Raw genomic sequence first — 23,486 nt, forward strand, 5'->3', positions numbered from 1 at the left:
ACTCGGCGCAGGTCAGGGAGCGGTCGGCGAGGTCGAGGGCGGTGCGGTGGCCGTGGGTGTCGGCGGCACGGCGGAGGAGGTCGGCGAGGTTCACCGCGGGTCTCGTTTCGGGTGGCGGGCCGCGGGTGGGCGGTTCGGGACGGGACGGCGGGGTCAGCCGCGCAGCGCGGAGACGAGGACGGCGGGCAGTTTCGACAGGCCCGGCGCGGCGGTGAAGCGGGTGACGCGTTCGACGGTGGTCCGCGCGGTGCGGTTGGTGACGAAGAACGGCGGGCGGGGGGAGAGCGACGGGGAACCGGTGAACAGGCCGCGCGGGGCGGGGGCGAAGGGCGCGCGCAGGACGGTCTTCTCGACGTCCTCCAGCATGAACGCGTTGTGCACGAAGCCGATGCCGCTGCCGATGTCCTGCCGGGTGTGGCCCGGGTGGGCCCCCCAGGGGGTGTAGCCGAGGAGGAAGCCCACGCCGGACCAGCAGTTGACGCCGAGGGTGCCGTAGCGCAGGTCGGCGACGGCGGCCTCCACCGCGGCGCGGTGCTCCTTCTCCGTCCGGGGGTGGACGAGGAGGGTCGCGCCGAGGGTGCCCGGCAGCCGGTCGTTGGCGAAGTCGACGGCTTGGCGCAGGAATTCGACCGGGGTGTCGCCGGGCAGCCGCACCACGCCGAGGGCGCTGGCGAAGACCTCGCCGGTGATCAGCATGTCGTCGTGGCCGGTGATGTCGGGCACCAGGAGGCGGCAGCCGCCGTCGGCGTGGGACTCGGCCTGCGGGTGGGCCCTGCGGACGGCGGCGAGTCGCTGTGCGGCGCCCGCGTAGTAGTCGGAGCGGGGCGGCAGTGCGCGCAGCACCGTCCGGATCTCCGCCAGCAGCCGCTCGGTGCCGTTCCAGGCCCGGGGCACCAGCAGGATCTGGCTCGCGATGCAGTTGTGGCCGGAGTTGTTCATCTTGCTGGTCACGATGTGCTCGGCCTGGAAGCGGAAGTCCGCGTCGGACCACGGCCCGGGCGTCACGATGTACGGGCTGACGCCGCCGAGTTCGCTGCTGAACGGTTTGTCGGTCAGTGGGGTGTCGTCGCGGCGACGCCGCTCGGCCTGCTCGTCGGTGCCCCAGACGATGGCGTCGTGGGTGCGCTCGCTGCCGGTGACGTGGATGGCGTCCACGCCGGGGTGGGCGGCGAGGTGGGCGCCCTCGGCGGCGCCGCCGTCGACGAACCGCACCCAGCCGCGCTCGGTGAACTCGGCGAAGACCCGTTCGAAGTGCGGGCGCAGGTAGGCGTTGAGCGGGTTCATCTTGGCGACGACGACCTGGCCCTCGGCGTAGAGCTTGTGGAGGACGTCGAGGGCGGTGATGGCCGCGACGTTGCCGGCGCCGAGCACGAGGGCGACGGCCGGGCCCGTCGGCCGCCCGCGGTACGGGCCGGCGGCGCGGTCCCGTACCTGCCGGGCGGTGGTGCCGACGCGCATCCGCACCTCGGCGGTGAACCCGTTGAGCAGCAGGGCGTCCCAGCCGGTGGCGGGGAAGACGTCGACCACGGTGCGACCGTCGCGCACGTGGACGGCGCGGGGGTCGAGCGGTTCGCGCCCGGCGGCGAGGCGACGCAGGACGTGCAGGTGGGCGCCGACGTTCTGGGCGAGTGCCCAGGGTGCGCCGATCCAGTCTTCCGCCGCCCACGGGGAGCGGGGGCCGTAGCCCTTGGCGTGCGCACCGGCCGCGGCCATCTCCGCCGCACCGTCGGCGATGCGCGGCATCATGCGCTCCAGCAGCGCGATGCGTTCGGCGAGCGGGGTGGCGGACCACGATGGGGCGCCTGCGCGGAGCTCGGCGACGGCTCGGTCCAGCAGGGCGGTGTCGACGACCGGGGTGGTCACGGAGTGCTCCTCGGGGCGGCGGGGGTGCGGGAGGGCGGGGCGGCGGGCACCGGTCAGGCGCGCAGGCGCGGGATGTCGCGGGCCGGGTCGATCAGGGTGAAGGCGGACAGCGCTCCCACCGTCAGCAGCACGCCCGAGAGCAGCGCGGCGCTCTGGTAGCCCGCCGTGCCCTGGCCGTCGACGAGGCGTCCGACGACGGCCGGGGCGATCAGGCCGGCGGTGGTGACGGCGGCGTTCATCCAGCCCAGGGCACCGCCGCGCCGTGCGGCCGGGGCCAGTTCCGCGACGGTGGTGACCGCGACGGTCGCGAAGGATCCGCCCAGGCCGAAGCCGACGGCCACCAGGACGGTCTTCGCCGCGGTGCCGTCCACCAGCGGCAGGGCGAGGCAGGCGGCCGCGGCAACGAGCAGCAGGCTGCCGCCGACCCAGCCGCGGGCCTTGCGGCTGGGGACCCCGCGGCGCATCAGCCGGCCGGTGAGCCACGCCTGGCCCAGCAGCGCGACCGCGCCCAGCAGCCAGGGCAGGACGATCAGCCGGCCCGCGGTCCCGGAGGAGTGGCCGAGGCCGTTGCGCAGGTAGGAGGGCAGCCACACGAGCGACAGCGCCACGCACCAGTAGGTGGTGAAGTAGGCGACGGTGGCGCCGATCCAGGTGCGGGTGCCGAGGATCCTCCGGTACGTGGCGCGGTCCGCAGTGGCGGGCACCGCCCAGGCGGGGGCTCTCCCGGCGGGCCCGTCCTCCTCGTCGTCGGTGCGGTGCCCGCCGTCGGCGCCCCACACGGCCCACACCGCGGCCCACACCGCGCCGATCGCCGCGACCACCCAGAGCGCCGCCCGCCAGCCGTGCTCGTGGATGACCCAGGTCAGCCCGGGGGCCGCGGTGATCACTCCCAGGGTCACACCGAGGGTGATCAGCGCACCGGGCAGGTTGCGCCTGTGGTCGGGGAACCACGCCAGCGTGGCCTTCTGGGCGACGGGGAAGGCGGGCCCCTCCGCCGCGCCCAGCAGGACGCGCGAGCCGATCAGGACGGCCAGGCCGCCGCCGATGGCGGCCGGCACCTGCGCGACCGACCAGAGCACGGCCATGCCCAGCAGCAGCCACTTCGGCCGCACACGGTCGGCGAGCAGCCCCACCACGACGGCGGCGACGGAGAACAGCAGGAAGAAGGCGCTGTTGGCGAGTCCGAAGTCGGTCGCGGACAGGCCCATGTCGGCGCGGATCTCGTCGGCCGCGAGGCCGAGGACGGACTTGTCGGCGAAGTTGACCATCATGAAGACCACGAGCAGGGCGGTGACCGTCCAGGCGCGGGCGCCGGAGGGGCGCTCTGCCGGCGGGGCTTCGGCGCCCGGTCTCGCCGGGGTGTGGGCGGCGGTCATGGGGGTTCCTCCGGGAGAGGTGCTGGCAGGGGGGAACGCGGGAGGGCGCGGGCACCGCAGCCCGGGCGGGTCCGTCGGACAGGTACGGCGGACCGGTCGGCACGGCGAGCCGGGCGGCTGCGAGCGCTCCGGGCGGATCGGCGGGGCTGCGGCGCGCGGGGCTCAGGAGAGCGGGACGCCGGCGATCGCGATGCGCTCCATGACGCGGCGCGCGGGGTAGTAGTCGTTGATCGCGTAGTGCTGGACGGCGATGTTGTCCCAGATCGCGACGGAGTCCGGCTGCCAGTGGAAGCGCACCTGGAACTCGGGGATGCGGGCCTGGAGGACGAGCTCGTTGAGGAGTTCCTGGCTCTCGGCGTCGGACAGGCCGGTGATCCGGGTGGTGAAGGGCTCGTTGACGTACAGCAGCTTCCGCCCGGTGCGCGGGTGGCGGACGACGACCGGGTGTTCCACGGCGGGGAGCCGCTCGCGCAGCCGGGCGATCTGCTCCTCCGTCATCAGCGAACCCCAGCTGGGCACCCAGTCGTGCACTGCGGTGAGGTTCTCGATCCGGGCCTTCAGGGCCTCGGAGAGGTTGTCGTACGCGGCGCCCATGTCCGCCCACATGGTGTCGCCGCCCGCCTCAGGCACCTCGACGGCGCGCAGCACGGAGCCGAGGGCGGGATCGGCCATGAAGGAGTGGTCGCTGTGCCAGATGTTCTCGTTGCCGACGGCCATGGCGTCCTTGGCCAGGCGGGAGACGCCGACGGTGTCGCCCGTGGGGAAGAACGGGTTGGCCTCCGGCTCCCCCCAGACCGCGGCGAGGGCGAGGTGGTGCTCCGGGCCGAAGGCGTGCTGGTCGCGGAAGAAGACCACCTTCCACTCCAGCAGGGCCTGGCGCAGTTCCTCGGCGAGGTCGCCGCCGATCGGGTCGGCGAGGTCGACGCCGGAGATCTCCGCACCGATGTGGGGGGTGAGCGGCGTGACGTTCAGGAGCCGGTACGTGGCTTCCGGGGTTCCGGGAGCGGTGCGGTCCAGAACGCGGCGCCCGAAGTGGATCAGGGGCTTGGCCAGGATGGACGCGGATGCGGCGGCAGATGTTGCCATGGGGAACCTCCGGGACGACCAGCAATTCGTTACCGGAAGTATCGTTATCGGGGCATGCCTCGGCAAGGGTCTGCGGGACACCGGTTCCAGGAGCCCGGACGGCCCCGGCCGCGCACCGGCGCTACGCCGCCACGGCGCGGGCGATCAGCTCGACCACCGCGTCTACCAGGTGCCGGTCCGGCCGCTCCAGCTCGACCAGCAGGCGGAACAGCATCGGTGCGGCCACCAGGGTGACCACCGCCCGGACATCGGTGTCCGCCCGCACGTCGCCGCGCTCGATCCCGCGCTCCAGGATGCGCCGGGTCTCCCCCATGACCCGTGCCGGGTAAGCGCCGTACGCGCCGCGGTCGGCGCCCGCCTCGGCCGACGCACCGATGACACCGGCCAGCAGCCGGTCGACACCGGGCTGCCGGTAGGACTCCATGCGCGCGGTGAGCAGCTCGTGCAGCTCCGCACGGAAGTCCCCCCGGTCGGGGACGGACAGCTCGCCGATCCGCGCCTCGGCGGCGGCGATGACCAGCTCCTGCTTGGCGGCCCAGCGCCGGTAGATGGCCGGCTTGCTCACCCCCGCCCGCTCGGCGACGGCGTCCATCGTGACCGCGCCCATCCCCTGCTCCGCGACCAGCGCGACGACCGCGTCCAGCGCCGCGCGGGTGACCCGCTCCTCACGGGGACGCCCCGGACCCCGCACCGCTCCCCGACCCTGCTTGTCGACCATGCCCAGACCCTACGAGCTGCACCGCCGCCCGGACGACGCAGGGGGCGGCCGGCCGCAGGCCGGGGCGTACGGGGCGCAGCGGATCCGGGCCCCGGCACGGGGCCGCGCTCGGCGCCGTGCGGCGGAAGAGCGACGGGAGCGGCGTGCTCAGGCGCCGGCCGGGCGGGCGACGGGCGCGGTGCGGTGCTCCGCGGCCAGTGCGAGGACCTGGTCGACGGTCCAGTGGTCGGAGGCGTGCGCGCCGTAGTGGGCGGCCAGGATCCGGCCGTCGGATCCGACGAGGAAGTCGGCGGGGAGACCGAACCGGCCGCCGAGGGGGCGGGCCGCGGGGGGCCGCTCGCGTCCGCGGAGGACGAGGCCTGAGCTCCTGACCAGGCTCCGGACGACCGTGGGCCAGACCCGCGGGTCGAGGAGGGCGCGGACGCCGCGTTCGACGCCGTAGGCGCGGTAGAGGTCCTTGCCGGGGTCGGCGACCAGCGGGAAGGGCAGGCCGTCCGCGTACGGGCTCAGCTCGGCGGCGGGCGAGTGGAAGACGGCCGCCTCCAGCACCCCGGCCGCGCGCAGCTCGTCGTGGCGCAGCGCGAAGCTGCGGAGGTGGAGGTTGCAGACGGGGCAGCCGGCGAACCTGCGGAACTGCAGGTGGACGAGCCCGGCGGCGGATCGAACCGGTACGGGCACGCCGGTCACGTCGGTCGGCGTGAGGTTCGGGGCGGTGGTGCCGATCTGAAGGCGGGGCACGGGACTCCTTAGGTGTAGACCGTACGCTTAAAACTGTAGGCGTATCCCGTACGCTGTCAAGTCGTGCCACGACCCCGCTCCCTGACCACCCGGCAGATCGCCACCGCCGCCATCACGGTGATCGACCGTGACGGCCTGGCGGCCCTCTCCATGCGCACCGTCGCCGCCGAACTCGACCGCCGCACCATGGCGCTCTACCGCTACGTGGAGGACCGCGAGGAACTCGAGTGCCTCGTGGTGGAACTCGCGCTCGGCACCGTCCTCGACCGCCCCCGCACGGCGCCCGCCCCCGACCCGGCCCCGCCGCGCGAGCGGCTGATCGCGCTCATGGAACTGATGCGCGAGGCCGTGGGCGCCCATCCCGGGGTCCTCCCGCTGGCCGTCCGCCACCACACGGGCTGCCTGCCCGCCCTGCGCTGGGCGGAACACGTGCTGGAGGCCCTCGGCCGGGCGGGCCTCGACGGCCCCGGCCGCCGACGCGCGCTCCAGGCGCTGACCTCCTACCTGATCGGCGCACTGGAACTCGAACACCAGGGCCTCGCGCCCGGCGGGGCCGCCGGCCACGCCGCCCTGGCCGCGCCCGACGCCTTCCCGCTGCTGACGTCCTCGCTCGCCGAGCAGCAACAGGCCGACCCCGGCGCCGAGTTCCTCGCCGGTGCGGAGGCCGTGCTGCGCGGCCTCGGCATCACCTGAGACCCGCGGGGCCCGCCGGAACGTCCTCGGCGGCGGCCGGACAGCACTCCGGGCCCGGCGCCGCCGACCTCGCCGTCCGATCCCGTCGGATCGGCGAGGGCAGCGGTCGCGCCGGGCCCGGAGGCCTGGCGCCCCGTGATGGGCACCGGGGCGACCTGCGGGGGGGACGGAGCGCGTTACGGCGTGACCGGGCTGCCGCCGAAGGTCACGACGAGGCGGCCGTCCGAGGCGAACGACCACGCCATGGCGCCGGTGTAGGCGGAGCAGCGCGAACCGTTGGTGCCGGTCCAGAACTGGTTGGAGCCGTCGGCGTCGCCGACGGTCTTGTCGTTCGACCCGCTGCCGCTGCGGCACGAGGTGTTGCTGCGGTACACCGAGGTGCCCTTGTCGAACGAGAAGTTGCGCTCGGCGTTGTCGATGCCGACGTTGTTCGACATCGCGATCGTGCCCGGGTTGCTGTTGTAGGTGAACCCGTGGTGGCCGTTGCGGTAGGCGATGCTGCGCCGGACGACGTGGTCGACCGCGATGTCGTCGCCGCCGAGCTTGAAGCCGTTGCGGTCGCCGTTGGAGTTCACGGTGCCGTTCGAGAGCGTGCCGTTGCCGTACGACAGGGAGTCCTCGATGGTCACCGGGCCGATGGGTCCGGTGTCGGTCTTGGTGTAGAGGTCCCAGCCGTCGTCGATGTTGTTGTGGGAGACGGTGTAGCGGAAGACGTTGCCGGTGCCCGCGGTGAGCTTCGCCGCGAAGCCGTCGGCGTCCTCCCCGTCGGAGTCGGCGTTGTCGTGCGACTCCGAGCTCAGGACGAGGTTGTTGGACGGCCACTGACTGGTGGGCGTGGTGGAGGCGATCCGCGAGATCTGCAGCCCCGAGTCGCGGTTGAAGCGGGTCACGGTGCGTTCGATGACGTTGTTGCTGCCACCGACGAAGATCCCGTTGTCACCGGCGCGTTCGACGACGATGCCCTTGATGTGCCAGTACGAGCCGTTCAGGGCGAGCCCGCGGTTGGCCGGATCCTCCGCCATGGCGGAGAAGTTGAGCACCGGGGTCTCCCCCGGGTACGCGGAGAGGTTCGTGCGGGCACTCGCCGTGCCGTTGCTGCCGACCGGGATGGTGACCGTCTGGGCGTAGCTGTAGGTGCCGCCGCGCAGGTAGATCGTGCCGCCGGACGCGACGCGGCCGATCGCCGAGGTGAGCGTCGTCGGGGCGGCCTGCGTGCCGGCCGCGCCGTCGGTGCCGTTGGGCGCCACGTACAGCGCGGTGCCGGACGGCGGGGTGGTGGTGGCGTCCGGCACCGCGGCGTCGAGGTAGTCGATGTTGGGCAGGCCGGCGGAGGTGGTCGGGGTGAAGCGGATGGTGTTGCTGCCCGGGATCACCGGCACGGTAAGGGTCTTGGTGACCCAGGTGCCCCATGCGGCGGTGCTCTCGAACGACACCGTCGAGGCTGCCGCGCCGTTCACCGCGAGGCTTGCGGGCCGGGCGGTGGTGGTGCCGTTGGCGAAGCGGACCGTCAGCGTCGCGGTGCCCGCGGCGGGGGCGCTGACGGTGAACTGCAGGACGCCGCCGGTCGCGTTGGTGCCGTTGCAGAAGCCGCTTCCGGAGTAGCCGGCCCAGTCGGAGTCGACGGTGCCGGTGCAGGAGGCCGGGGAACTCTCGGCCTCGTAGCGGGTGGTGGTCGCGGCCTGCGCCGTGCCGGACACCGCGACCAGGGCGCCGGCGAGGAGGCCGGCGGATGCGATGGCTGCTCTCAGGTGCACGTTCGTCTCCAGGTGGGGTTGGTTCGCCTGACCAGGGGTGGGGTGGAACGAGCGGTGGAGAACCGCGCGGTGGGTGTCCGGTCCGCCTCCGCCGCCTGCGGGAGGGTTCGCGCGGGCGGCGGGGAGCGGGCGCAGCGGGGAGCGGGCGTGGCAGGGCCGACGCCGGGCTCGCGCTCCGGGGTGGGGGAACGGGCGCGTTCGAGTACATGAACAGGCCGTGCAGCCGGACACCGCATCCGGGCGGAAAAGCGCTTTCGTCGGACCCTAGAGGCGTACCGTGGACGCGTCAATAGACGTGTACTTGATTGATGTTCATACACATGAACAGCGACCTGCCGTGAACCGTCCGCGGCCTCGCACCGGACTCGCCCGCCGCGTCGGCCTGTTCGGGCAGGCCGGACCGCGGCCGGACCGGACCGCGGCATTGTCGCCACCGGCACGAGGGGGTAGCGTCACCCGACGTGAATACCGGACCGGCGACACGCCACACACGGATCGGCGATCCGGTAGACGGCTGACCGCGCCACGGGCGCGCGAACGGCGCCCCCGCGCTTCGGCACGCGGACCTCCTGGTGCACCTGCACCGCGCGTCCACGTCCCCTGCCGAACACCGAGGTCACCCGTATGACAGCCACGTTCAACCACACCATCGTCGCCTCCACGGACCGCCACGCGTCGGCGCGGTTCTTCCGGGAGCTGCTGGAGATCCCGGACGCACCGTCCTGGGGCCCGTTCACCAACATCCGGCTCGCCGACGGCGTCCTGCTCCAGTTCGCCGAGCCGCCGGTCGACATCCAGATGCAGCACTACGCGTTCCTCGTCGACGACGAGCTCTTCGACCGGGCGTACGGCCGCCTGTGCGAGCGCGGGATCGAGCACTGGGCGGACCCGCAGATGCGCCGGGCGGGCGAGACCAACACCGAGCACGGCGGCCGGGGGGTGTACTTCAAGGACCCCTCGGGTCACGCGATCGAGCTCATCACCCGCCCCTACCTGTAGCCGGGGCGGCACCCGGCCGGGCGGCCCGCACGGCGCCCGGCCGGGCGTACCGGCCCCGGGGCGCCGGGGAGGTCAAGGGGCGGGGGAGGTCAAGGGGCGGGCCGGACCTCCCCGGGGCGCCAGGTCCGGTCGAAGAACGGCTGCAGAGGGCCGTACAGGCGCAGGACCGCGAACCAGCCCCTGCCCGGCACGGTCCGGATCCAGGTGCCCTCGGCGGCGGCCCCGGGGCGTTCGGGCGCGAGGTGGAGCGTGGTGGCGCCGTCGGGGTCCGGCGCGGCGGCCGGGCCGGGACAGGACTGGCTGCCCGCCCGGGGGTAGCGCTGCGGCGTCCGGAGCATGGAGCGGGTCTGGCTGTCGTACACGGTGACGGACCAGAGGCGGGCCGCCGGGATGCCCGCGGGCAGGGTCAGCGTGTAGGGGCGGGCACCGTCGAACGGACGGCCGTACGCATCGGCGGCGACCATGAGGGACCGGGAGCCGACACCGGTCTCGCGCGTGCACATCGACGGCGAACAGCCGGTGGCCACGTAGTGGAAGGCCGTCCGGGAGTTCAGCGCACGACCGGAGGCCGGCGGGTGCGGTCCGGGGCCGCCCTCGACGACCGGTCCGGGCGGGGGCAGCGTCCAGTCGTGGCCACCGACGCACAGCGGGTCGGACCAGGCCGAGCCGCTGCCGTAGTAGGCGAAGCCGTCCCGGTCGCGGGCGCGCAGACCCAGCGTGCGGGCGGTCGCGTCGCCCAGCGCGACGGCCTCGTCCAGGACCGCCCGCAGCCGTGAACCGGGCCTGAACACCTGCCCCTTGGCGATGCCGATGGCTCGGAGGGCCCCGCAGGCCTCCGGATCGCCGGACCCGGCCGGCTGCTCCTGGACCAGGGTGTCGAGCAGCTCGTAGAACGAGCGGTCGTTCGGGGGCAGGGTGTTCACCGCCAGCCCGGTGCCCTCGGTGAACACCGGCGGGTCCGACCGGTCGGGCGGCTCCCGGCCGGGCCGGAAGGCGCCGGTGCCGCTGCCGCGACCGCCCGGCGTCCACGGGTGGATGCGCAGCGACTGCTCGATCCGGGCGGCCGCCGGAGCGGGGTCGCCGTCCTCCAGGAACGCCCGGCCCAGCACGACGGCCTGCCAGGTGCGGCAGCGGTGCACGAACAGGCCGCCGCCCTCCGGCTCCGGCCCGTCGTGGCCGGGCGGCAGGAACACGTACGTGCCGCCGAGGCCGCGGTCGGGGCCGGGCACGCCGATGTCGGTGATCCACCGGAACCACATGTCCTCGACCGCGCCCAGGCACCCCGGCGGGACCTGCAGCGCGACGGGCCCCCCGGTCAGGTCGAGGACGCTCAGGAAGTCCACGGTGTCGGCACTGCCGGTGAGGCACAGCGAGGCACTGTCCATCAGCCCCGAGAACAGCAGCACCTGGCTGTCCGCGACCCCGGCCTGCTGGAGGCCCCGGCGGACCGCCCGGGCCGACACGCCCGGCAGCCCGGCCAGGTAGGCGTTGACCCCGTGCACCAGATCCAGGTGGTCGTACACCTTCTCGGCGGTGTCCGCGTCCGGGACGCCGTCGGCGAACCTCAGCACGCCGATGCGGGTGGCCACCACGTCGGCCGTCGTCACCGACGGCGGCACGGGTGCGAAGTCGCTCATCCCCCCATGCTGCGCGCGGCCCCCGGCTCACGCATCCGGCCGCAGGCGGCACGGGCTTCGGAGGCCGGCAGATGCTCCTCGCCACCGGCGTCGACGGCACCCCGCTCGACGGCACCGGCCCCCGGCTCGTGGTTCCCGCGGACCGCTGCGGGCGCCCGCCGCATCAGCGGCGTCACCGCCGTGCGGGTCGGCCCGACCGGGCACCGACCGGGCACCGACCGGAGCCGCGGCGACGCCCGGCACCGGACCGTCGTGGCGGTGCCGTCGTGGCGGTGGGGCTGCGCCGGGCGGCGGTGGGGCTGTGCCCGGCGGCGGTCCGCCCGCGGTGGCGTGCGCGACCTGATGATCGGACCTGTCGATGCCCGTGATCGGCGCGAGCGGCGGTATGTGGCGGACCGTCGGCAGGTGCGACGATGGGGCCGCCATGCGACTGGGACGGGGAGTGCGTACAGGACGGGCCGCGGTGTTCGCGGCCGTCTGCGTGCTGCTCGCATCCCTCGGGCACGTCCTGATGTCCGGTACGCACGTGCCGTGGTGGGCCCTGGCGGCCGCCTTCGCCGCCGCCTGGGGCATCGGCTGGGTACCCGCGGACCGCGAGCGCGGCCCCGTGCTGGTGACCGGCCTCACCGTGGGCGTCCAGGCCGCACTGCACCTCGTCTTCACCCTGGGCCAGGCCGCCGCGCGGCGGCCCGCGGACGGCGGCACCGCGACACGGTGGGCGGCACTGCTCTGCGGTCCCGACGAGGTGACCCCGGCGGAAGCGGCCCGGCTCGCCGAGGCGGCCGGGCTCGGGGCCGGGACCTCCGGCGACGGCCTGTCCGTCGTCGCGGTCGACCTGGCCGACGTGACGGGCACGGCGGGCATGGGGCACATGGCGGGCATGGCCGCCGACATGCCGGGGATGGACATGGGCGCCCACGCCGCGCACCAGGCCGCCGCCGCAACCGCCATGCCCGCGCACCTCCCCGGCGGGACCGCCGGCATGCTCGCCGCGCACCTGCTGGCCGCGCTGCTGGTCGGCCTGTGGCTGGCGGCCGGCGAGCGGGCGGTGTTCCGGCTCGGCCGCACCGCGGCCGCCCTGCTGTTCGCCCCGCTGCTCCTCCTCGTGGGGCTCGTCCGCCCGCCGCACCGGCCGCCGCCGCGGCCCGCCCGTGCCGTCCCCGCCCGGTCGCTGCGGCAGCTGCTGCTCGTTCATGCCCTCACCTCCCGGGGTCCACCGGCCGGGGCCGCCGCCGTCTGAGGACGGCGTGCCGCTCCCAGGTCCGCGCCGCGTCGACGCCGTGCCCCCGCCGGGTACGGCGGCACCCGCGCGTGCCCTGGCCCCGTCCTGCGGCCCGTAGGCCGCCTCCCCGCTCTCCGAGAAGGACCCATGGCGATGACTCCTGCCCTGCCGCACCCGCGCGCCCCGCGATGTCGTTCCCCGCACGAGGACGCGGCCGTCACCGAGTGGGCGCTGGCCGCCCGCACCGGCGACCAGGCCGCGGTCGAGCGGTTCGTCCGCGCCACCCGCCCCGACGTGTGGCGTTACGTGGCCTACCTGAGCGGCGACCCGCAGGCCGCCGACGACCTCACCCAGGACACCTACCTGCGCGCCCTGCGCGGCCTGCCGCGCTTCGAGGGCCGTTCCTCCGCCCGGACCTGGCTGCTGTCGATCGCGCGCCGCACGGTCGCCGACCGCTTCCGGTTCGCGGCGGCCCGGCCGCGGCTGCTGGACACCGACGACTGGCAGGCGGCCGCGGAGCGGGCGCAGTACTGCGGGGCGCCCGGCTTCGAGGAGGGCGTGGCACTGGCCGAACTGCTGGCGTCACTGCCCGCCGAACGGCGTGACGCCTTCGTGCTGACGGCCGTCCTCGGCCTGCCGTACGAGCAGGCCGCGGAGGCGGCCGGGTGCCCGATCGGCACGGTGCGCTCGCGGGTGTCGCGGGCCCGCACCACGCTGGTCCGGCTGCTCGCCGACGCCGAACGGCACCCGGCGGCGGCAGCAGCAGCGGCTCAGCCCGTCGCGGTACCGGTGGTGGTTCCGCTGGTCGGCTGCGCGGCCTGATCGGTTCCCCGGTCCACCCGATGGGGGCACAGGACGGCGTGTCCGCGTGGCCGCCTCGGGGCGGTGCGCTGTCGTTGTCCTTGTCGTCGTCGGCAGCGGTCCCGTGCCGTCGCGTCCCGACCCGGCCCGATCCCGGCCCGATCCCGTCCCGTCCCGTCCCGTCCCCGGAGGTATCCCATGTCCGTCACCGCCGTCTTCACCGTCGAAGGCATGAGCTGCGGCCACTGCGAGAGGACCGTCAGCACGGAGCTGGCGGCCATCGACGGCGTGACCGAGGTGGCGGCCAGGGCGAAGGCCGGCCGGGTCACCGTCGTCTCCGAGCGGGCGCTCGACGACACGGTCGTCCGCAGTGCCGTGGACGGGGCCGGCTTCACGCTGGTCGGCCGGGTCTGACCCGTCCGGGGGCGCGTGGGGGTGGGCTGCCCGGTGTGCCGGGCAGCCCACCCCGTACGCCGGCCTCACCGGGCCTCGGTGGCCGCCCTGCGCAGGGCCGTCCGGTCCGGTTTGCCGGCCGGGGTCAGCGGCAGGGCGTCCATCAGCAGCAGCCGTTCCGGGTGCTTGCACCGGTCGAGGCCGCACGCCCCCAGGTGGGCGCGCAGATCGTCCAGGGTGACCGTACGGCCGGCCCTCGGCACGACGCAGGCCGCCAGCCGCTCGCCCATGAGCGGGCACGGGACGCCGGTGCACACGACGTCCCGCACGTCCGGGTGGGCCGCGAGCGCGCGCTCGACCTCGGCCGGGCTGATGTTCACCCCGCCGCGGATCACGATGTCCTTGAGCCGGCCGACGACCCGCAGCACACCGTCGGCGTCGAACACGCCCAGGTCGCCGGTGCGCACCCAGCCGTCGGCGGTGCGGTAGCGGTCGTTGAGCTCGGGTGCGGCGACGTAGCACAGCGGGGTCATCGGGCCCCGCGCCTCGATCTCGCCGATCTCCCCCGGGGTGCCGCACGAGGCACCGCCGGAGGCGGCGATGCGGATGTCGGTCACCGCGGGGTCGGGGCGGCCGACCGCGACGCCCGGGCCGTCCTCCTGGATGGGCCTGCCGCCGAGCCCGCTGTGGCAGTTGACCCCGTCGGCCGAGCCGTAGAGGTTCACCACCGGGCAGCCGAAGGCGAGTTCGGCCTCCGCGCGGGTGGCCTCGTCGAGCGGTGACCCGCCCAGGATCAGGGCGGCGGGTGGCGGCAGCGCCCGGTCGGACGGCCGGTCGAGCATCATCCGCACCATGGTCGGCACGCCCAGCACGTGGGTGGGCCGGTGGCGGCGGATCGTCTCCAGGGCGTCGGCCGGGGTGAAGCGGTCCATCAGCACCAGGGTGCCGCCGTGCCGGGCGAGCGTGACGGCCGTGCCGCTGCTGCCGAACGCCGACGCCAGCGGCACCAGGAAGAGGCAGCGCAGTTCGCTGCCCGAAGGGCGCAGCGCCGCCAGGAAGTTGCCGCGCCCTCCGGCGAGCGCGTTGTGCGAGTACGCGACCATCTTCGGCTCCGCCTCGGTGCCCGAGGAGACGAGGATCCGGGCGGCGGCGTCCGGGTCGGGACGGGCGGGGGTGAAGGCGGTGGCGTCGGTGCGCAGCAGTGCGGCGAACGACAGGCAGCCGTCCGGCAGCCGTCCCTGTCCCGCGGCCACCACCGCTCCGAGGGCGGGCAGTTCGCCGCGCAGGCCGGCGATGTCGCGGGCGGGCCGGGTGTCGCGGTGGGCGGTGGGGGCGATCACCGCGCGGGCGCCGGAGCGGCGGAGGAGCGACACCGCCTCGCGGGCGCTGCGCCCGGACGGGAAGGGCAGGGCGATCGCGCCGAGGGCGGCGAGGGCGAGATCGGCGGTCACCGCGTCGCGGCCGTTGGGGAGTTGGACGCCCACCACGTCGCCTGCGGAGATCCCGGCGGCCCGGAGGCCTGCCCCCAGCGAGCGGGCCCGGCGGTCGAGTGCGGTGTAGCTGAGCGGTCCGCGGGGGTCGACGACGGCGGTGCGGTGCGGGTCGGCGATGCGGCGGGCGCGGAAGAGCGCGTACAGGTCGAGGTCGGGGTAGTGGCCGTCGGCGGCCCAGGTGCGGCGGAGGGCGGCGGGGACGAGGTCGGGTATCGCGGGTGTCACGAGAACCTCCAGGGCGTGGGGACGGCGAGGGCGCCGTGGCCGTCGCGGGTGAGGGCGGCGGGCAGGCGCGGGTCGGCGGGCAGGGTGCGCAGGTCGGTGGTGACGGCGGTCGCGGTGAGGCCGCGGGCGCGCAGGGCGGCCAGGGCGTCGGTGGTGGGGAGGGTCCTCAGTGCGGCGGCGTGGCGGAGGGCCGGTGCGGCGGACCGGTCGGCCGGGGCGATCCAGCCGTCGGCGGTGGCCAGTGGTCGGCGGAAGCCGGCCGGTGCGGGCCCGGCCGCGGGGGCGGTGAGTGTCTCGGCCGCGCCGAGCAGGGAGGACTCGGCGCGTACGCCGCGGCCGGTGCGTTCGCGCAGCAGCAGGGCGGCGAGCACGGCCTCGGCGCCGTGCAGGCCGCCGAGGACGTCGATGAGCGTCATGAGGGACGGCCCGGGCGGCTCGTCCGCCGTGCGGACGGCCTCGGCGACGCCGGTGCGGGCCTGCACCATGAAGTCCGTGCCGGTGGGGGCTCCGGGCAGCCGCTCGGCCCAGTCGCCGGTGTAGGCGTACACGAGGCCGGGGTTGGCGAGGGAGAGGGCGTCGGCGTCGAGACCGAGCCGCTCGGCCCTGCCCGGCGCCCAGTTGTGCAGGAACACGTCGGCGGTCGCGGCGAGTTCGCGCAGTTCGGCCTGCCCGGCCGGGGCCTTGATGTCGATCTCCGTGACCTGCTTGCCCCGGTTGAGGGCGAGCCAGCGCGCCGACACGCCGTCGCAGCAGGGCGGCATGCCGCGCAACGGGTCGCCGCCCGGCGGTTCGATGCGCACCACGTCGGCGCCGAGCAGGCCCAGCAGGTGGGCGGCGAGCGGCGCCTGGACGCGCCGTCCGGCCTCCAGCACCGTCAGTCCGGCGAGTGGCAGAGCCGGATCGGTCGCGGCGGGGCGGGCCGGGGCCCGGGGCGGGGTGCCGGTGGCGCGGCCGGGACGGAACGACCACGGCGGGCCGGGAGCCGGGTCGGCGGCCCGGTCGGCGAGGGAGTGCAGGCGGCACACGTCGGCGCGGGAGCCGGCCGCGGCCTGCCGGACCTGTGCCCAGGAGGCGGCCCGGGCCGTGCGGTGCAGGGCGTCGGGGAGGGCGGCGCAGGCGGTGGCGTAGCGGAACTGGAAGGGGCGCCAGCCGGCCCGGATCGCGTCCGCGGGTGCGCCGAGGCGGCGCCAGAACGCCGCCCAGACGTCCGGTTCCAGCGCCTCCAGTTCGAAGCGGGTGCCGTCGGCGGCGGTGAACGGCGGCCCGCCGGGGCCGGTCGGCACCGCCTCGTCCTCGTCGGCGCCTGCGGCGGCGAGGTACTGGGAGACCGTCAGCAGCGCGGCGCGGTCGGCACCGGTGGCGACGTGTGCGGCGGCCGCGCCGGAGCGGGCCCGGCCGAGGAGGGCGGCGAGCAGGCCCTGCACGGTGAGGACGGAGGCGCAGGTCGCGGCGTAATCCCGGGCGAGGCCCCGCGGTGCGCCGTCGCGTCTGCCGTGGACGTGCATGATGCCGGTGACGGCCTGGACGGTCGCCTCGTCCGCGGCGTCCTCGGGCCGCCACAGGTCGGCCCAGGCGAGTTCGGCGCTCGGGCCGCCCGGTGCCTCGAACCTGGCCGGGCCGTCGGCACGGGGTTCCCCGGCGACCGTCGCCCCGAGGGCCCGCAGGTGGGCCACGGCCGGGGCCGTCAGCGCGGGCGGCCCGGAGACGCGCAGGTCCAGTGCGTCGAGCGGTCGGGCCGGCGGGGCGGGTGCGAGGTGGACCATGGCTCTCCTTGTCCGGGCGGCCGGGGTACGGCTGTCCGGGTCTCGGGTGCGGGCTCCCGGTGCCCGTCGGCAGGTGTGCGGGGAGGGGCGGGAACTCGGCGGCGTCCGGGGCCGACCAGTTCCACGACCAGAACGTCGGACGGTCACGTCGTCGGGTTCCCGACGGGTCCGGAGGAATCACCATGAAAGATCACGAAACCGCCGAATCCGGGTACGGCCTTCCCGCCTGTCCGGAGGCGGCGGTCGAACTGCGCGACAGGGTGGCGGAGTTCGTCCGGGCGCGGGTGATGCCGTGCGAGGCCGTCCTCGACGCCGGGGGCACCGCCGCCCGTACGGCACTGGCGCGGCTCCAGGACGAGGCCCGTGCGGCAGGGCTCTGGGCACTGCCGCTGCCCCGCGAACTCGGCGGCCAGGGCGTGCCGTTGTCCGTCCACGCGCACCTCGCCGAGGCGGAGGGCGCCAGCGACCACGGCCCGGCCGCCCTCGGATCGGCCCCGCTGCTCGACGTGCTGATGCTGCAGCGCCACGCCTCACCGGCCGTGCGCGAGCGCCACCTCCGACGCATCACCGCAGGCGGGCTGCGTACGTGCTACGCGATGACCGACCCCGACTCCCCCGGCACCGACCCGGCGACGACCACGACCCGTGCCGTCCGGGGCGAGGACGGCCGGTGGACCCTGCACGGCCGCAAGTGGTTCACGACCGGGGCCGGCGACGCCGACCTGGTCACCGTCATGGCCCGCACGAGCGGCCGCGCACCGGACACCGACGGCCTGTCGCTGCTGCTCGTACCCACGTCGGCGCCCGGCTTCCGGGTGGTCCGCGAGCTGCCGGTCCTCGGCGCGGGCGGGCAGTGGGAGATCGAGCTCGACGGGGTCACGGTGCCCGCCGACCACGTGGTCGGCGCACCCGGCCAGGCGTTGCGGATCGCCGGCGAGCGGCTGCGCCTGGGCCGCCTCCTGCGCTGCCTGCGCTGGCTCGGCCAGGCGGCGCGGGCCTACGAGCTGATGTGCGCGCGGGCCCGCTCCCGTACGCAGGCGGCGGGCCCGCTCGCCGACCGCCAGCTCGTCCAGCAGCTGGTCTTCGACTCGTTGCTCGCCATCCGCACCACCCGTCCGCTCGTCCACGAGGCGGTGGCCCGCCTGGACGCCGGGCAGGACGCGCGGATCGAGACCGGGCTCGCCAAGGTCGCCGCGGCCCGGATGCTCCAGCAGGTCACCGACGCCGCCGTCCAGGTCCACGGCGCGGCCGGCCTCGGCCCGGACACCCCGCTGCCGGCACTCTTCCGGGCCGGCCGCACGGCCAGGCTGCTGGACGGCCCCGACGAACTGCACATCGCGGCCGTCGCCCGCCGGGTGCTGCGCTGACCCCGGGCCCGGCCCCGCCCCGCGGGACCAGCCGGTGCACGGGGCCGGGGTCAGAACGCGAAGGGCCCGACCAGTCCGGTGAGCACGGCCAGTCCCAGGGCCAGGAAGAAGTCGCCCCAGACGAGTTCATGACGGACGGCCAGGCCGCGCTCGGCGTCGTAGCACCCGTCGAGCAGCGCCCCGGCGGGCGACAGGTGGCGGGTGCAGAGGCGGTGCAGGACCAGCTCGGCGCGGGCCGCCAGCCGGTCCGCGGTGCGCCCGTCCGCCGACGCCCGGGCCAGCGCGGCCAGTTTCAGGGCGGCGACCGCCTCGACGGCCGCCGCCGACGTGTCGGGCGGTCCGCCGCCCGCGCCCGCCCGGGGCACCGGCGGCACCCCGGCCGCGAGCCGCAGCGCGACCAGGCGGTCCACGGCCTCCCGCAGCGCTCCACCGGCGCCGAAGCCGGGCACGGCCGTCCCGTCGGCCGCACCGAGCAGCAGCCACGCCGCCGTCCGGCTCCAGCCCGGCGCCGGCTCCGCGCAACCCCGCCAGCCGCCGCCGGGCAGCGCCGCCCAGGCCGGGCGCGGCGGGTCCTCGCCGAGGCACAGCTCCAGGTGCCGCACCAGGTGCGAGCGGGCGGCCTCCACTCCGGCGGCCCCGGCCCGGGCCAGCAGCGGCACGGTGCCCGGTACGCCGTCGGCGCGGGCCAGCAGCCGGGGCCCGCCGAAGGCGCTCCCCCACGGCACGACGCCCAGCTCGCGGTCGAACGCGGCCAGGCAGGCGTGCGCGGCCCGCTCGCGCAGCCCGTCCGCCGTGCCGCCGGCCGCCGCGGTGCCGTACCAGAGGATCATGCCCCGCGTCGCCGTGTCCTCCCCGGCCCAGCCCGCCAGGCGCCCGGTGCAGGCGCGGGCGGCCTCCGCGTCGGCACGGTCGCCGGAGGCCAGGGCGCGCAGCCGGAGCAGCCCCGCCCAGAACCCGCCGGTCCACGACCCGCGGCCGGTCGTCGTCCACCGGCCGGTGTCCGGGTCGGCGTACAGCGGGAAGCGCGGCCCGACCTCGGCGGCGGTCGCCGCGGCCCGGCCGAGCACGGCGGCCAGCGCCGGCCCCGCCCAGTGCGGCCCGACGCGGTTCACGCCGTCACCGGGCGGGCCCCGCGCACGGCGAGCGGGGCGGTGACGGCCGCGGCGGCCGCGAACTCGGCGGCGACCAGCAGCCAGCCCGGCCCGTACCCGGCCGCCGAGACGGCCCGGGCGAACACCGGCGGGCCGACCGCGAACCCGGCGAAGAAGCCCGCCGACACGATCGCCGAGTCCTGCCCGGCGCGCCCCGGCGCCGAACTCCGCATCACCAGCACCATCGACACGGCGTTCGCCGACACCGCGAACACCCCCACCGCCACCGCGCCCGGCCACACCAGCGCCGGCAGCGGCACCGCGGCGGCCAGCAGCAGGGCCGCACCGACCGCGCCCAGCGAGAGCACCGACGGCAGCGCCGCCGCCCGGCCCTCCCGGTCCGCCACCCGCGACCAGCCGACCCGTCCGGCCATCCCGGCCAGGCCCAGCACCGCCACCGGCAGGGCCGCCACCGTCGCCGGGAGGCCGAGCCGCTGGGTGCCGAACAGCGCCAGGTACGTGTTGACCGACGCCACGCCGCCGCCGAGCAGCAGCGAGAACACCGCCAGCCGGGCCGCCACGGCACCCGCCGCACCGGAGGGCACGCGGCCCCGGGCCGGTGCGGGGTCCGCGGGCAGGGCGCGCGCCGCCCACCGGGCGGCGAGGGCCGCCGCGCCGGCCGCCGTCCACACGGCGCCGCGCCACCCGACACCGGCGGCCAGCAGCGACAGCGGAAGGCCCGCCGCGAACGCACCCGCCTGCACCCCCGACTGCTTCCACCCGGTCACCGCCCCGCGCCGCCGCGGTGCGAAGGCGCCGAGGATCACCTTGTTCGTCGCCGGGTTGGCCAGCGCCTGCGGGAGCCCGCCGAGCGCCACCGCGCCCAGCAGCAGGCCGGCCCCCGGTGCCGCGGCGATCATCCCGAGCGAGACGGCCGCCAGCAGCAGCAGCGCCACCACGCACCGGCGCGGCCCGGCCCGGTCGACCAGCCGCCCCGCGACCGGCGAGAGGAGCGCGGCCGTGCCGAACCCGACGGTGGTGGTGAGGCCGAGCTCCGTCCGGGAGAGGACCGACCCGCCCACCAGGCGCGGTCCGAGTGCTCCCAACAGGAACAGCTGCATCATCGAGAAGGCCATGGCGCACGTCAGCAGCGCCGTCACCCCCGGTCCCGACCGGGGCTCCCCGCCACCACGCACCGTCATCCCCACGACCGCCTTCCCGCGCCGGCGCCCGCCCTGGCCGCTCGTCAGACAGTCGTGTCCGTGCTGCGCCGGGTTCCCGCCGCCCCGCTCGGCCGCCCGGCGCACCACCGCACGGACGGACGGCGGGTGCGGCGGCGCCGACCGGGCGCGGCCGTCACCCCGGGTCGGGTGCGGCGAACGCCCTCCCGGCGTGCACGAGCAGCTCGCGCACGGCGGGGTTGTGCGTGCTCCTCCAGACCAGGGCGAGCACCGCCGGTGTGTCGACGTCGTCGATGGTGCGGGCGGTCAGCCGGGGGTCCGCGGCCATCGAGGCGCTGAGGACGGCGACGCCGAGCCCGCGGGCGGCGAGGTCGACGACGGCGTCCGCGGCACCGGCCTGCAGTGCGATCACGGGCCGCAGGCCCTGCGCGGCGCAGGCCCGGTCGAACACCGTGCGCAGGCCGGTGCCGGGCGGCATGCAGACGATCGGGTGGGCGGCCAGGTCGCCCAGCGTGACCCGCCGCCGGTCCGCCAGCGGATGCCCGGCCGGTACCGCGGCGACGAGCCGCTCGCTGACGAGGGTCAGCGCCTCCAGCCCGTCCGGGGTGGCGGCCGCGGTGCCGACGAGAGCGAGGTCGAGAGCACCGGCGCGGACCCCCTCGACGAGCCGGTCCGAGGTGTCCTCCAGCAGCGCGATCTCGACCCCGGGGTGCGCCCGGTGGAACGCCGCGAGGGCGTCGAACAGCGGGGTGACGGTGCAGCCCGTGACCATCCCGACCGTGAGCCGGCCCCGGATCAGGTCGGTCACCTCCCCCACGGCCTGGCCGACGGCCCGGGCTGCGGCGAGCGCGGCGCGGGCGGGTTCGAGCGCGGCCTTCCCGGCGACGGTCAGCGTGGCGGTGCGGGCCGACCGGTCGAACAGCTCGGCGCCGAGCTCGCGTTCCAGCCGGCGGATCTGGGCGCTGACCCCGGACTGGCTGATGTGCACCCGCTCGGCCGCGCGGGTGAAGTTCCGCTCCTCGGCGACGGCGACGAAGTACTCCAGCTGCCGCAGTTCCATGACTGCGGATTCTAGCTTCCAGCAGATCCAGCTGTTGGACTTCCGGTCGGCGGCCGACCAGGCTGGGAACCGACGGAACCGCGCATCGGACGGAACCGCACACCAGGAGGAAGCCGTGCCGGAGTACGAGAAGGCCCTGCGGCCCGAGGACATCACCCGCCTGTTCGTCGAGCGGTCCAACGCCGGTGACGCGGCCGGGGTCGCCGCCCTCTACGAGGAGGACGCGGTGATGGCCTACCCGCCCGGCCGGCTGACCGTGGGCCGGGAGGCGATCCGCGCGCTGTGGGAGAAGGTGCTCGCCGGCCGTCCCCACTTCACCCCCGAGGAGCCGCTGCCGACGCTGGTCAGCGGCGACATCGCCCTCACCTCGACCCCGCCGAAGGACGGGAGCGGCGCCCGGGCCCAGGTCGTCCGGCGCCAGCCCGACGGAAGCTGGCTGCGCCTGCTCGACCAGCCCGAGTTCGCCCCGCCCACCGCCTGAAAAAGTGTCGGGTCGTTGGGTGGCTACTGGCTGTTGATGTCGTCGGCGAGGCGACGGGCTGCCTCGGTCTTGATGGGGCCGCGTGGCTCGATCTCCTCGCCGGCGAGGAGGGCGGCCATGAGTCGGATCATGGCGACCTTGATCATCGCTTCCGCGTGCACGGTCTTGGGGTCCCGCGATCCGGCTGCGGCTGGTCGTTCAGCTGCGGCAGGCGCTGGACGAGGTGACGGACACGGCCTTGGACAGCGGGATGGCGGCGGCGAAGGCGGAGGGTTGGGGGTTGCGGCAGATCGGCGGCGGGGTTGGCCTGTCGCACGAGAAGGTCCGCTACCGGCTCGCCCGGGCGTCGGGCGAGCCTGCCGGGTCCTCCTAGAGCGAGGCGGTGGCGTCGGCGGGCTTGCGGGTGGAGCGGAGCCGGCCGCCCTCGACCTCGGCGGGCAGTGCGAAGCCGTAGCGGCCGTGGAAGTTGACGTGGGCGAGCAGCCGCAGCACCCAGCGGGCATCCGAGCTGGGGATGGCGTGCAGGGTGCCCCGCATGAACCAGCCGCGCACGATGCTCCGGTCGTCCTCGTACGCCGCGCGGATGCCGGCGGCCGTGATGTTCCGCCCGCGCACCCGGATGCCCAGGTCGGCGGCCATGGCGTCCTGGGCCTGGATGGCGAAGACCCGGCGGACGACCGCCTCGGCGGAGGCTTCCCGCACTCCGTCGGCCAGGGCCGGCGCGCGGGCCCGCAGCCCGCGGACGCTCTCGTGGTCAAGCATGGGCTGTGTGTGGCCGTCTCGGTCAGGAGACGGCCGCGTGGAGGATGTCGGCGAGCTCGGCGGGCGTCGACAGCATGGGCCAGTGTCCGGTGGACAGGTCGAAGCGCCGCCACGGCGCGTGGTCGAGGAAGGCCAGCATCGGCACCCCGGCATCCAGCAGGCCCTGGAAGTCGCGGCAGGCGACCAGGACACGGTCCACGCCGGGGCCGGGTTCGACCGGACCGGCGAGGCGCTGGGTGTAGGTGCCGAACGGCTGAGGGGTGGCACGTGCGCTCAGCACGTCCCGCCGGCCCTCATCCAGTCCGTCGAGGCTGCTGGACAGACCCAGGACCTCGAACGGCGGCATCGGGAGCCGGCAACCGTCGCCGCGGGCCGCGACCTGCCGGCTCAACTGGTCCGCTACCTCCGGTGGCATGAGGTCGAGCATGCGCATGCCCTCGGCGAACGGGGCGCTGTCCACGTAGACCACACGCTCCAGCCGGTCACCGAGTCGCCCGGCCGCCCCGGTGACGGGGGCGGCCGCGTAGCTGTGCGCCACCAGGGTGACCTCGCGCAGGTCGTTCTTCTCGACGAAGTCGGTGATGTCCGCGATGTGCACGTCCAGATCCGTCCGGGGCCCGCCCTCCCCGGCGCGCTCGGCCAGTCCGGTCAGTGTCAGCGGCAGCGCCGTGTGGCCGTGCTCCCGCAGCGCGTCGGCGGTGTCTTGCCAGGCCCACGCGCCGAGCCAGGCGCCGGGAACGAGTACGAAGGTGGTCATGTGATCTCCCTGAAGTGAGGTGCTGC

Annotated in this window: 21 protein-coding genes and 1 pseudogene; 7 read left to right on the forward strand and 15 right to left on the reverse strand. The window is 75.9% G+C overall.

Annotation, left to right across the window (positions count from 1 at the left end):
* Window positions 1–153: 153 nt before the first annotated feature.
* The 5 genes from OG335_RS01600 to OG335_RS01620 form a co-directional block, all read right to left on the reverse strand.
* Window positions 154–1,863: an aldehyde dehydrogenase family protein gene (locus OG335_RS01600; protein WP_405009132.1), complete on the reverse strand. Its 1,710-nt coding sequence runs from the start codon at window positions 1,861–1,863 to the stop codon at window positions 154–156.
* 53 nt (window positions 1,864–1,916) lie between these two features.
* On the reverse strand, window positions 1,917–3,239 hold the full coding sequence (locus OG335_RS01605) for an MFS transporter (RefSeq protein WP_405009133.1): 1,323 nt from the start codon (window positions 3,237–3,239) through the stop codon (window positions 1,917–1,919).
* A 162-nt stretch (window positions 3,240–3,401) separates the two neighbouring features.
* The gene (locus OG335_RS01610) at window positions 3,402–4,325 is read right to left on the reverse strand and encodes a TauD/TfdA dioxygenase family protein (protein WP_405009134.1); all 924 of its coding nucleotides are present in this window, start codon (window positions 4,323–4,325) and stop codon (window positions 3,402–3,404) included.
* Window positions 4,326–4,446: 121 nt separating this feature from the next.
* A complete protein-coding gene (locus tag OG335_RS01615; protein ID WP_405009135.1) occupies window positions 4,447–5,043 on the reverse strand; it encodes a TetR/AcrR family transcriptional regulator in 597 nt (198 codons plus the stop codon).
* A 147-nt stretch (window positions 5,044–5,190) separates the two neighbouring features.
* Window positions 5,191–5,781: a peroxiredoxin-like family protein gene (locus OG335_RS01620; RefSeq protein ID WP_405009136.1), complete on the reverse strand. Its 591-nt coding sequence runs from the start codon at window positions 5,779–5,781 to the stop codon at window positions 5,191–5,193.
* Window positions 5,782–5,844: 63 nt separating this feature from the next.
* On the opposite strand from OG335_RS01620, the gene OG335_RS01625 reads away from it, so the two are divergent.
* Window positions 5,845–6,474: a TetR/AcrR family transcriptional regulator gene (locus OG335_RS01625; protein ID WP_405009137.1), complete on the forward strand. Its 630-nt coding sequence runs from the start codon at window positions 5,845–5,847 to the stop codon at window positions 6,472–6,474.
* A 176-nt stretch (window positions 6,475–6,650) separates the two neighbouring features.
* Here OG335_RS01625 and OG335_RS01630 read toward each other — a convergent pair whose 3' ends face one another.
* Complete coding sequence (locus OG335_RS01630) at window positions 6,651–8,228, reverse strand: carbohydrate-binding protein (RefSeq protein ID WP_405009138.1); 1,578 nt, start codon at window positions 8,226–8,228, stop codon at window positions 6,651–6,653.
* Window positions 8,229–8,852: 624 nt separating this feature from the next.
* Between OG335_RS01630 and OG335_RS01635 the strand changes: the two genes are divergently transcribed.
* Window positions 8,853–9,227, forward strand: a complete 375-nt coding sequence (locus tag OG335_RS01635) for a VOC family protein (protein WP_405009139.1) — start codon at window positions 8,853–8,855, stop codon at window positions 9,225–9,227.
* Window positions 9,228–9,316: 89 nt separating this feature from the next.
* Here OG335_RS01635 and OG335_RS01640 read toward each other — a convergent pair whose 3' ends face one another.
* Window positions 9,317–10,864, reverse strand: coding sequence for a DUF1214 domain-containing protein (locus tag OG335_RS01640; RefSeq protein ID WP_405009140.1), 1,548 nt, complete (start codon window positions 10,862–10,864; stop codon window positions 9,317–9,319).
* A gap of 442 nt (window positions 10,865–11,306) precedes the next feature.
* Here OG335_RS01640 and OG335_RS01645 point away from each other — a divergent pair, with 442 nt between their 5' ends.
* The 3 genes from OG335_RS01645 to OG335_RS01655 all read left to right on the forward strand — a co-directional run bounded on the left by OG335_RS01645 (window position 11,307) and on the right by OG335_RS01655 (window position 13,301).
* Window positions 11,307–12,104, forward strand: a complete 798-nt coding sequence (locus tag OG335_RS01645; protein ID WP_405009141.1) for a hypothetical protein — start codon at window positions 11,307–11,309, stop codon at window positions 12,102–12,104.
* Window positions 12,105–12,239: 135 nt separating this feature from the next.
* Window positions 12,240–12,908, forward strand: a complete 669-nt coding sequence (locus OG335_RS01650) for a sigma-70 family RNA polymerase sigma factor (protein WP_405015281.1) — start codon at window positions 12,240–12,242, stop codon at window positions 12,906–12,908.
* A gap of 177 nt (window positions 12,909–13,085) precedes the next feature.
* Entirely contained in the window at window positions 13,086–13,301 is a 216-nt protein-coding gene (locus OG335_RS01655; protein WP_405009142.1) for a heavy-metal-associated domain-containing protein, read from the forward strand.
* A 65-nt stretch (window positions 13,302–13,366) separates the two neighbouring features.
* Here OG335_RS01655 and OG335_RS01660 read toward each other — a convergent pair whose 3' ends face one another.
* Window positions 13,367–14,998 (reverse strand): AMP-binding protein, encoded by a 1,632-nt coding sequence (locus OG335_RS01660; protein WP_405009143.1) that lies wholly within the window; start codon window positions 14,996–14,998, stop codon window positions 13,367–13,369.
* Window positions 14,995–16,761 (reverse strand): CoA transferase, encoded by a 1,767-nt coding sequence (locus OG335_RS01665; protein WP_405009144.1) that lies wholly within the window; start codon window positions 16,759–16,761, stop codon window positions 14,995–14,997. The genes OG335_RS01660 and OG335_RS01665 overlap by 4 nt, the downstream gene beginning before the upstream one ends.
* Window positions 16,762–16,943: 182 nt before the next feature.
* Here OG335_RS01665 and OG335_RS01670 point away from each other — a divergent pair, with 182 nt between their 5' ends.
* On the forward strand, window positions 16,944–18,128 hold the full coding sequence (locus OG335_RS01670) for an acyl-CoA dehydrogenase family protein (RefSeq protein ID WP_405009145.1): 1,185 nt from the start codon (window positions 16,944–16,946) through the stop codon (window positions 18,126–18,128).
* Window positions 18,129–18,178: 50 nt separating this feature from the next.
* Here OG335_RS01670 and OG335_RS01675 read toward each other — a convergent pair whose 3' ends face one another.
* The 3 genes from OG335_RS01675 to OG335_RS01685 all read right to left on the reverse strand — a co-directional run bounded on the left by OG335_RS01675 (window position 18,179) and on the right by OG335_RS01685 (window position 21,460).
* The gene (locus OG335_RS01675) at window positions 18,179–19,240 is read right to left on the reverse strand and encodes a sugar ABC transporter permease (RefSeq protein WP_405009146.1); all 1,062 of its coding nucleotides are present in this window, start codon (window positions 19,238–19,240) and stop codon (window positions 18,179–18,181) included.
* Window positions 19,237–20,379: an MFS transporter gene (locus OG335_RS01680; protein WP_405009147.1), complete on the reverse strand. Its 1,143-nt coding sequence runs from the start codon at window positions 20,377–20,379 to the stop codon at window positions 19,237–19,239. Before OG335_RS01680 ends, OG335_RS01675 begins: the two co-directional genes overlap by 4 nt.
* Before the next feature lie 196 nt (window positions 20,380–20,575).
* Window positions 20,576–21,460 carry a LysR family transcriptional regulator gene (locus OG335_RS01685; RefSeq protein WP_405009148.1) on the reverse strand — a complete coding sequence of 295 codons (885 nt, stop codon included), beginning with the start codon at window positions 21,458–21,460 and terminating at the stop codon, window positions 20,576–20,578.
* A 115-nt stretch (window positions 21,461–21,575) separates the two neighbouring features.
* Here OG335_RS01685 and OG335_RS01690 point away from each other — a divergent pair, with 115 nt between their 5' ends.
* Entirely contained in the window at window positions 21,576–21,941 is a 366-nt protein-coding gene (locus OG335_RS01690) for a YybH family protein (RefSeq protein ID WP_405009149.1), read from the forward strand.
* Window positions 21,942–21,964: 23 nt separating this feature from the next.
* Here the strand turns inward: OG335_RS01690 and OG335_RS01695 are convergent.
* The 3 genes and pseudogenes from OG335_RS01695 to OG335_RS01705 form a co-directional block, all read right to left on the reverse strand.
* A pseudogene (locus tag OG335_RS01695) lies at window positions 21,965–22,105 on the reverse strand (IS5/IS1182 family transposase); the annotation flags it as partial.
* Window positions 22,106–22,310: 205 nt separating this feature from the next.
* Window positions 22,311–22,703 carry a DNA glycosylase AlkZ-like family protein gene (locus OG335_RS01700; RefSeq protein ID WP_405009150.1) on the reverse strand — a complete coding sequence of 131 codons (393 nt, stop codon included), beginning with the start codon at window positions 22,701–22,703 and terminating at the stop codon, window positions 22,311–22,313.
* A gap of 22 nt (window positions 22,704–22,725) precedes the next feature.
* The gene (locus OG335_RS01705; protein ID WP_405009151.1) at window positions 22,726–23,460 is read right to left on the reverse strand and encodes an alpha/beta fold hydrolase; all 735 of its coding nucleotides are present in this window, start codon (window positions 23,458–23,460) and stop codon (window positions 22,726–22,728) included.
* Between the last annotated feature and the right edge of the window lie 26 nt (window positions 23,461–23,486).

The organism is Kitasatospora sp. NBC_01539 (assembly GCF_045040525.1).
In the GTDB taxonomy this organism is placed as follows: domain Bacteria; phylum Actinomycetota; class Actinomycetes; order Streptomycetales; family Streptomycetaceae; genus Kitasatospora.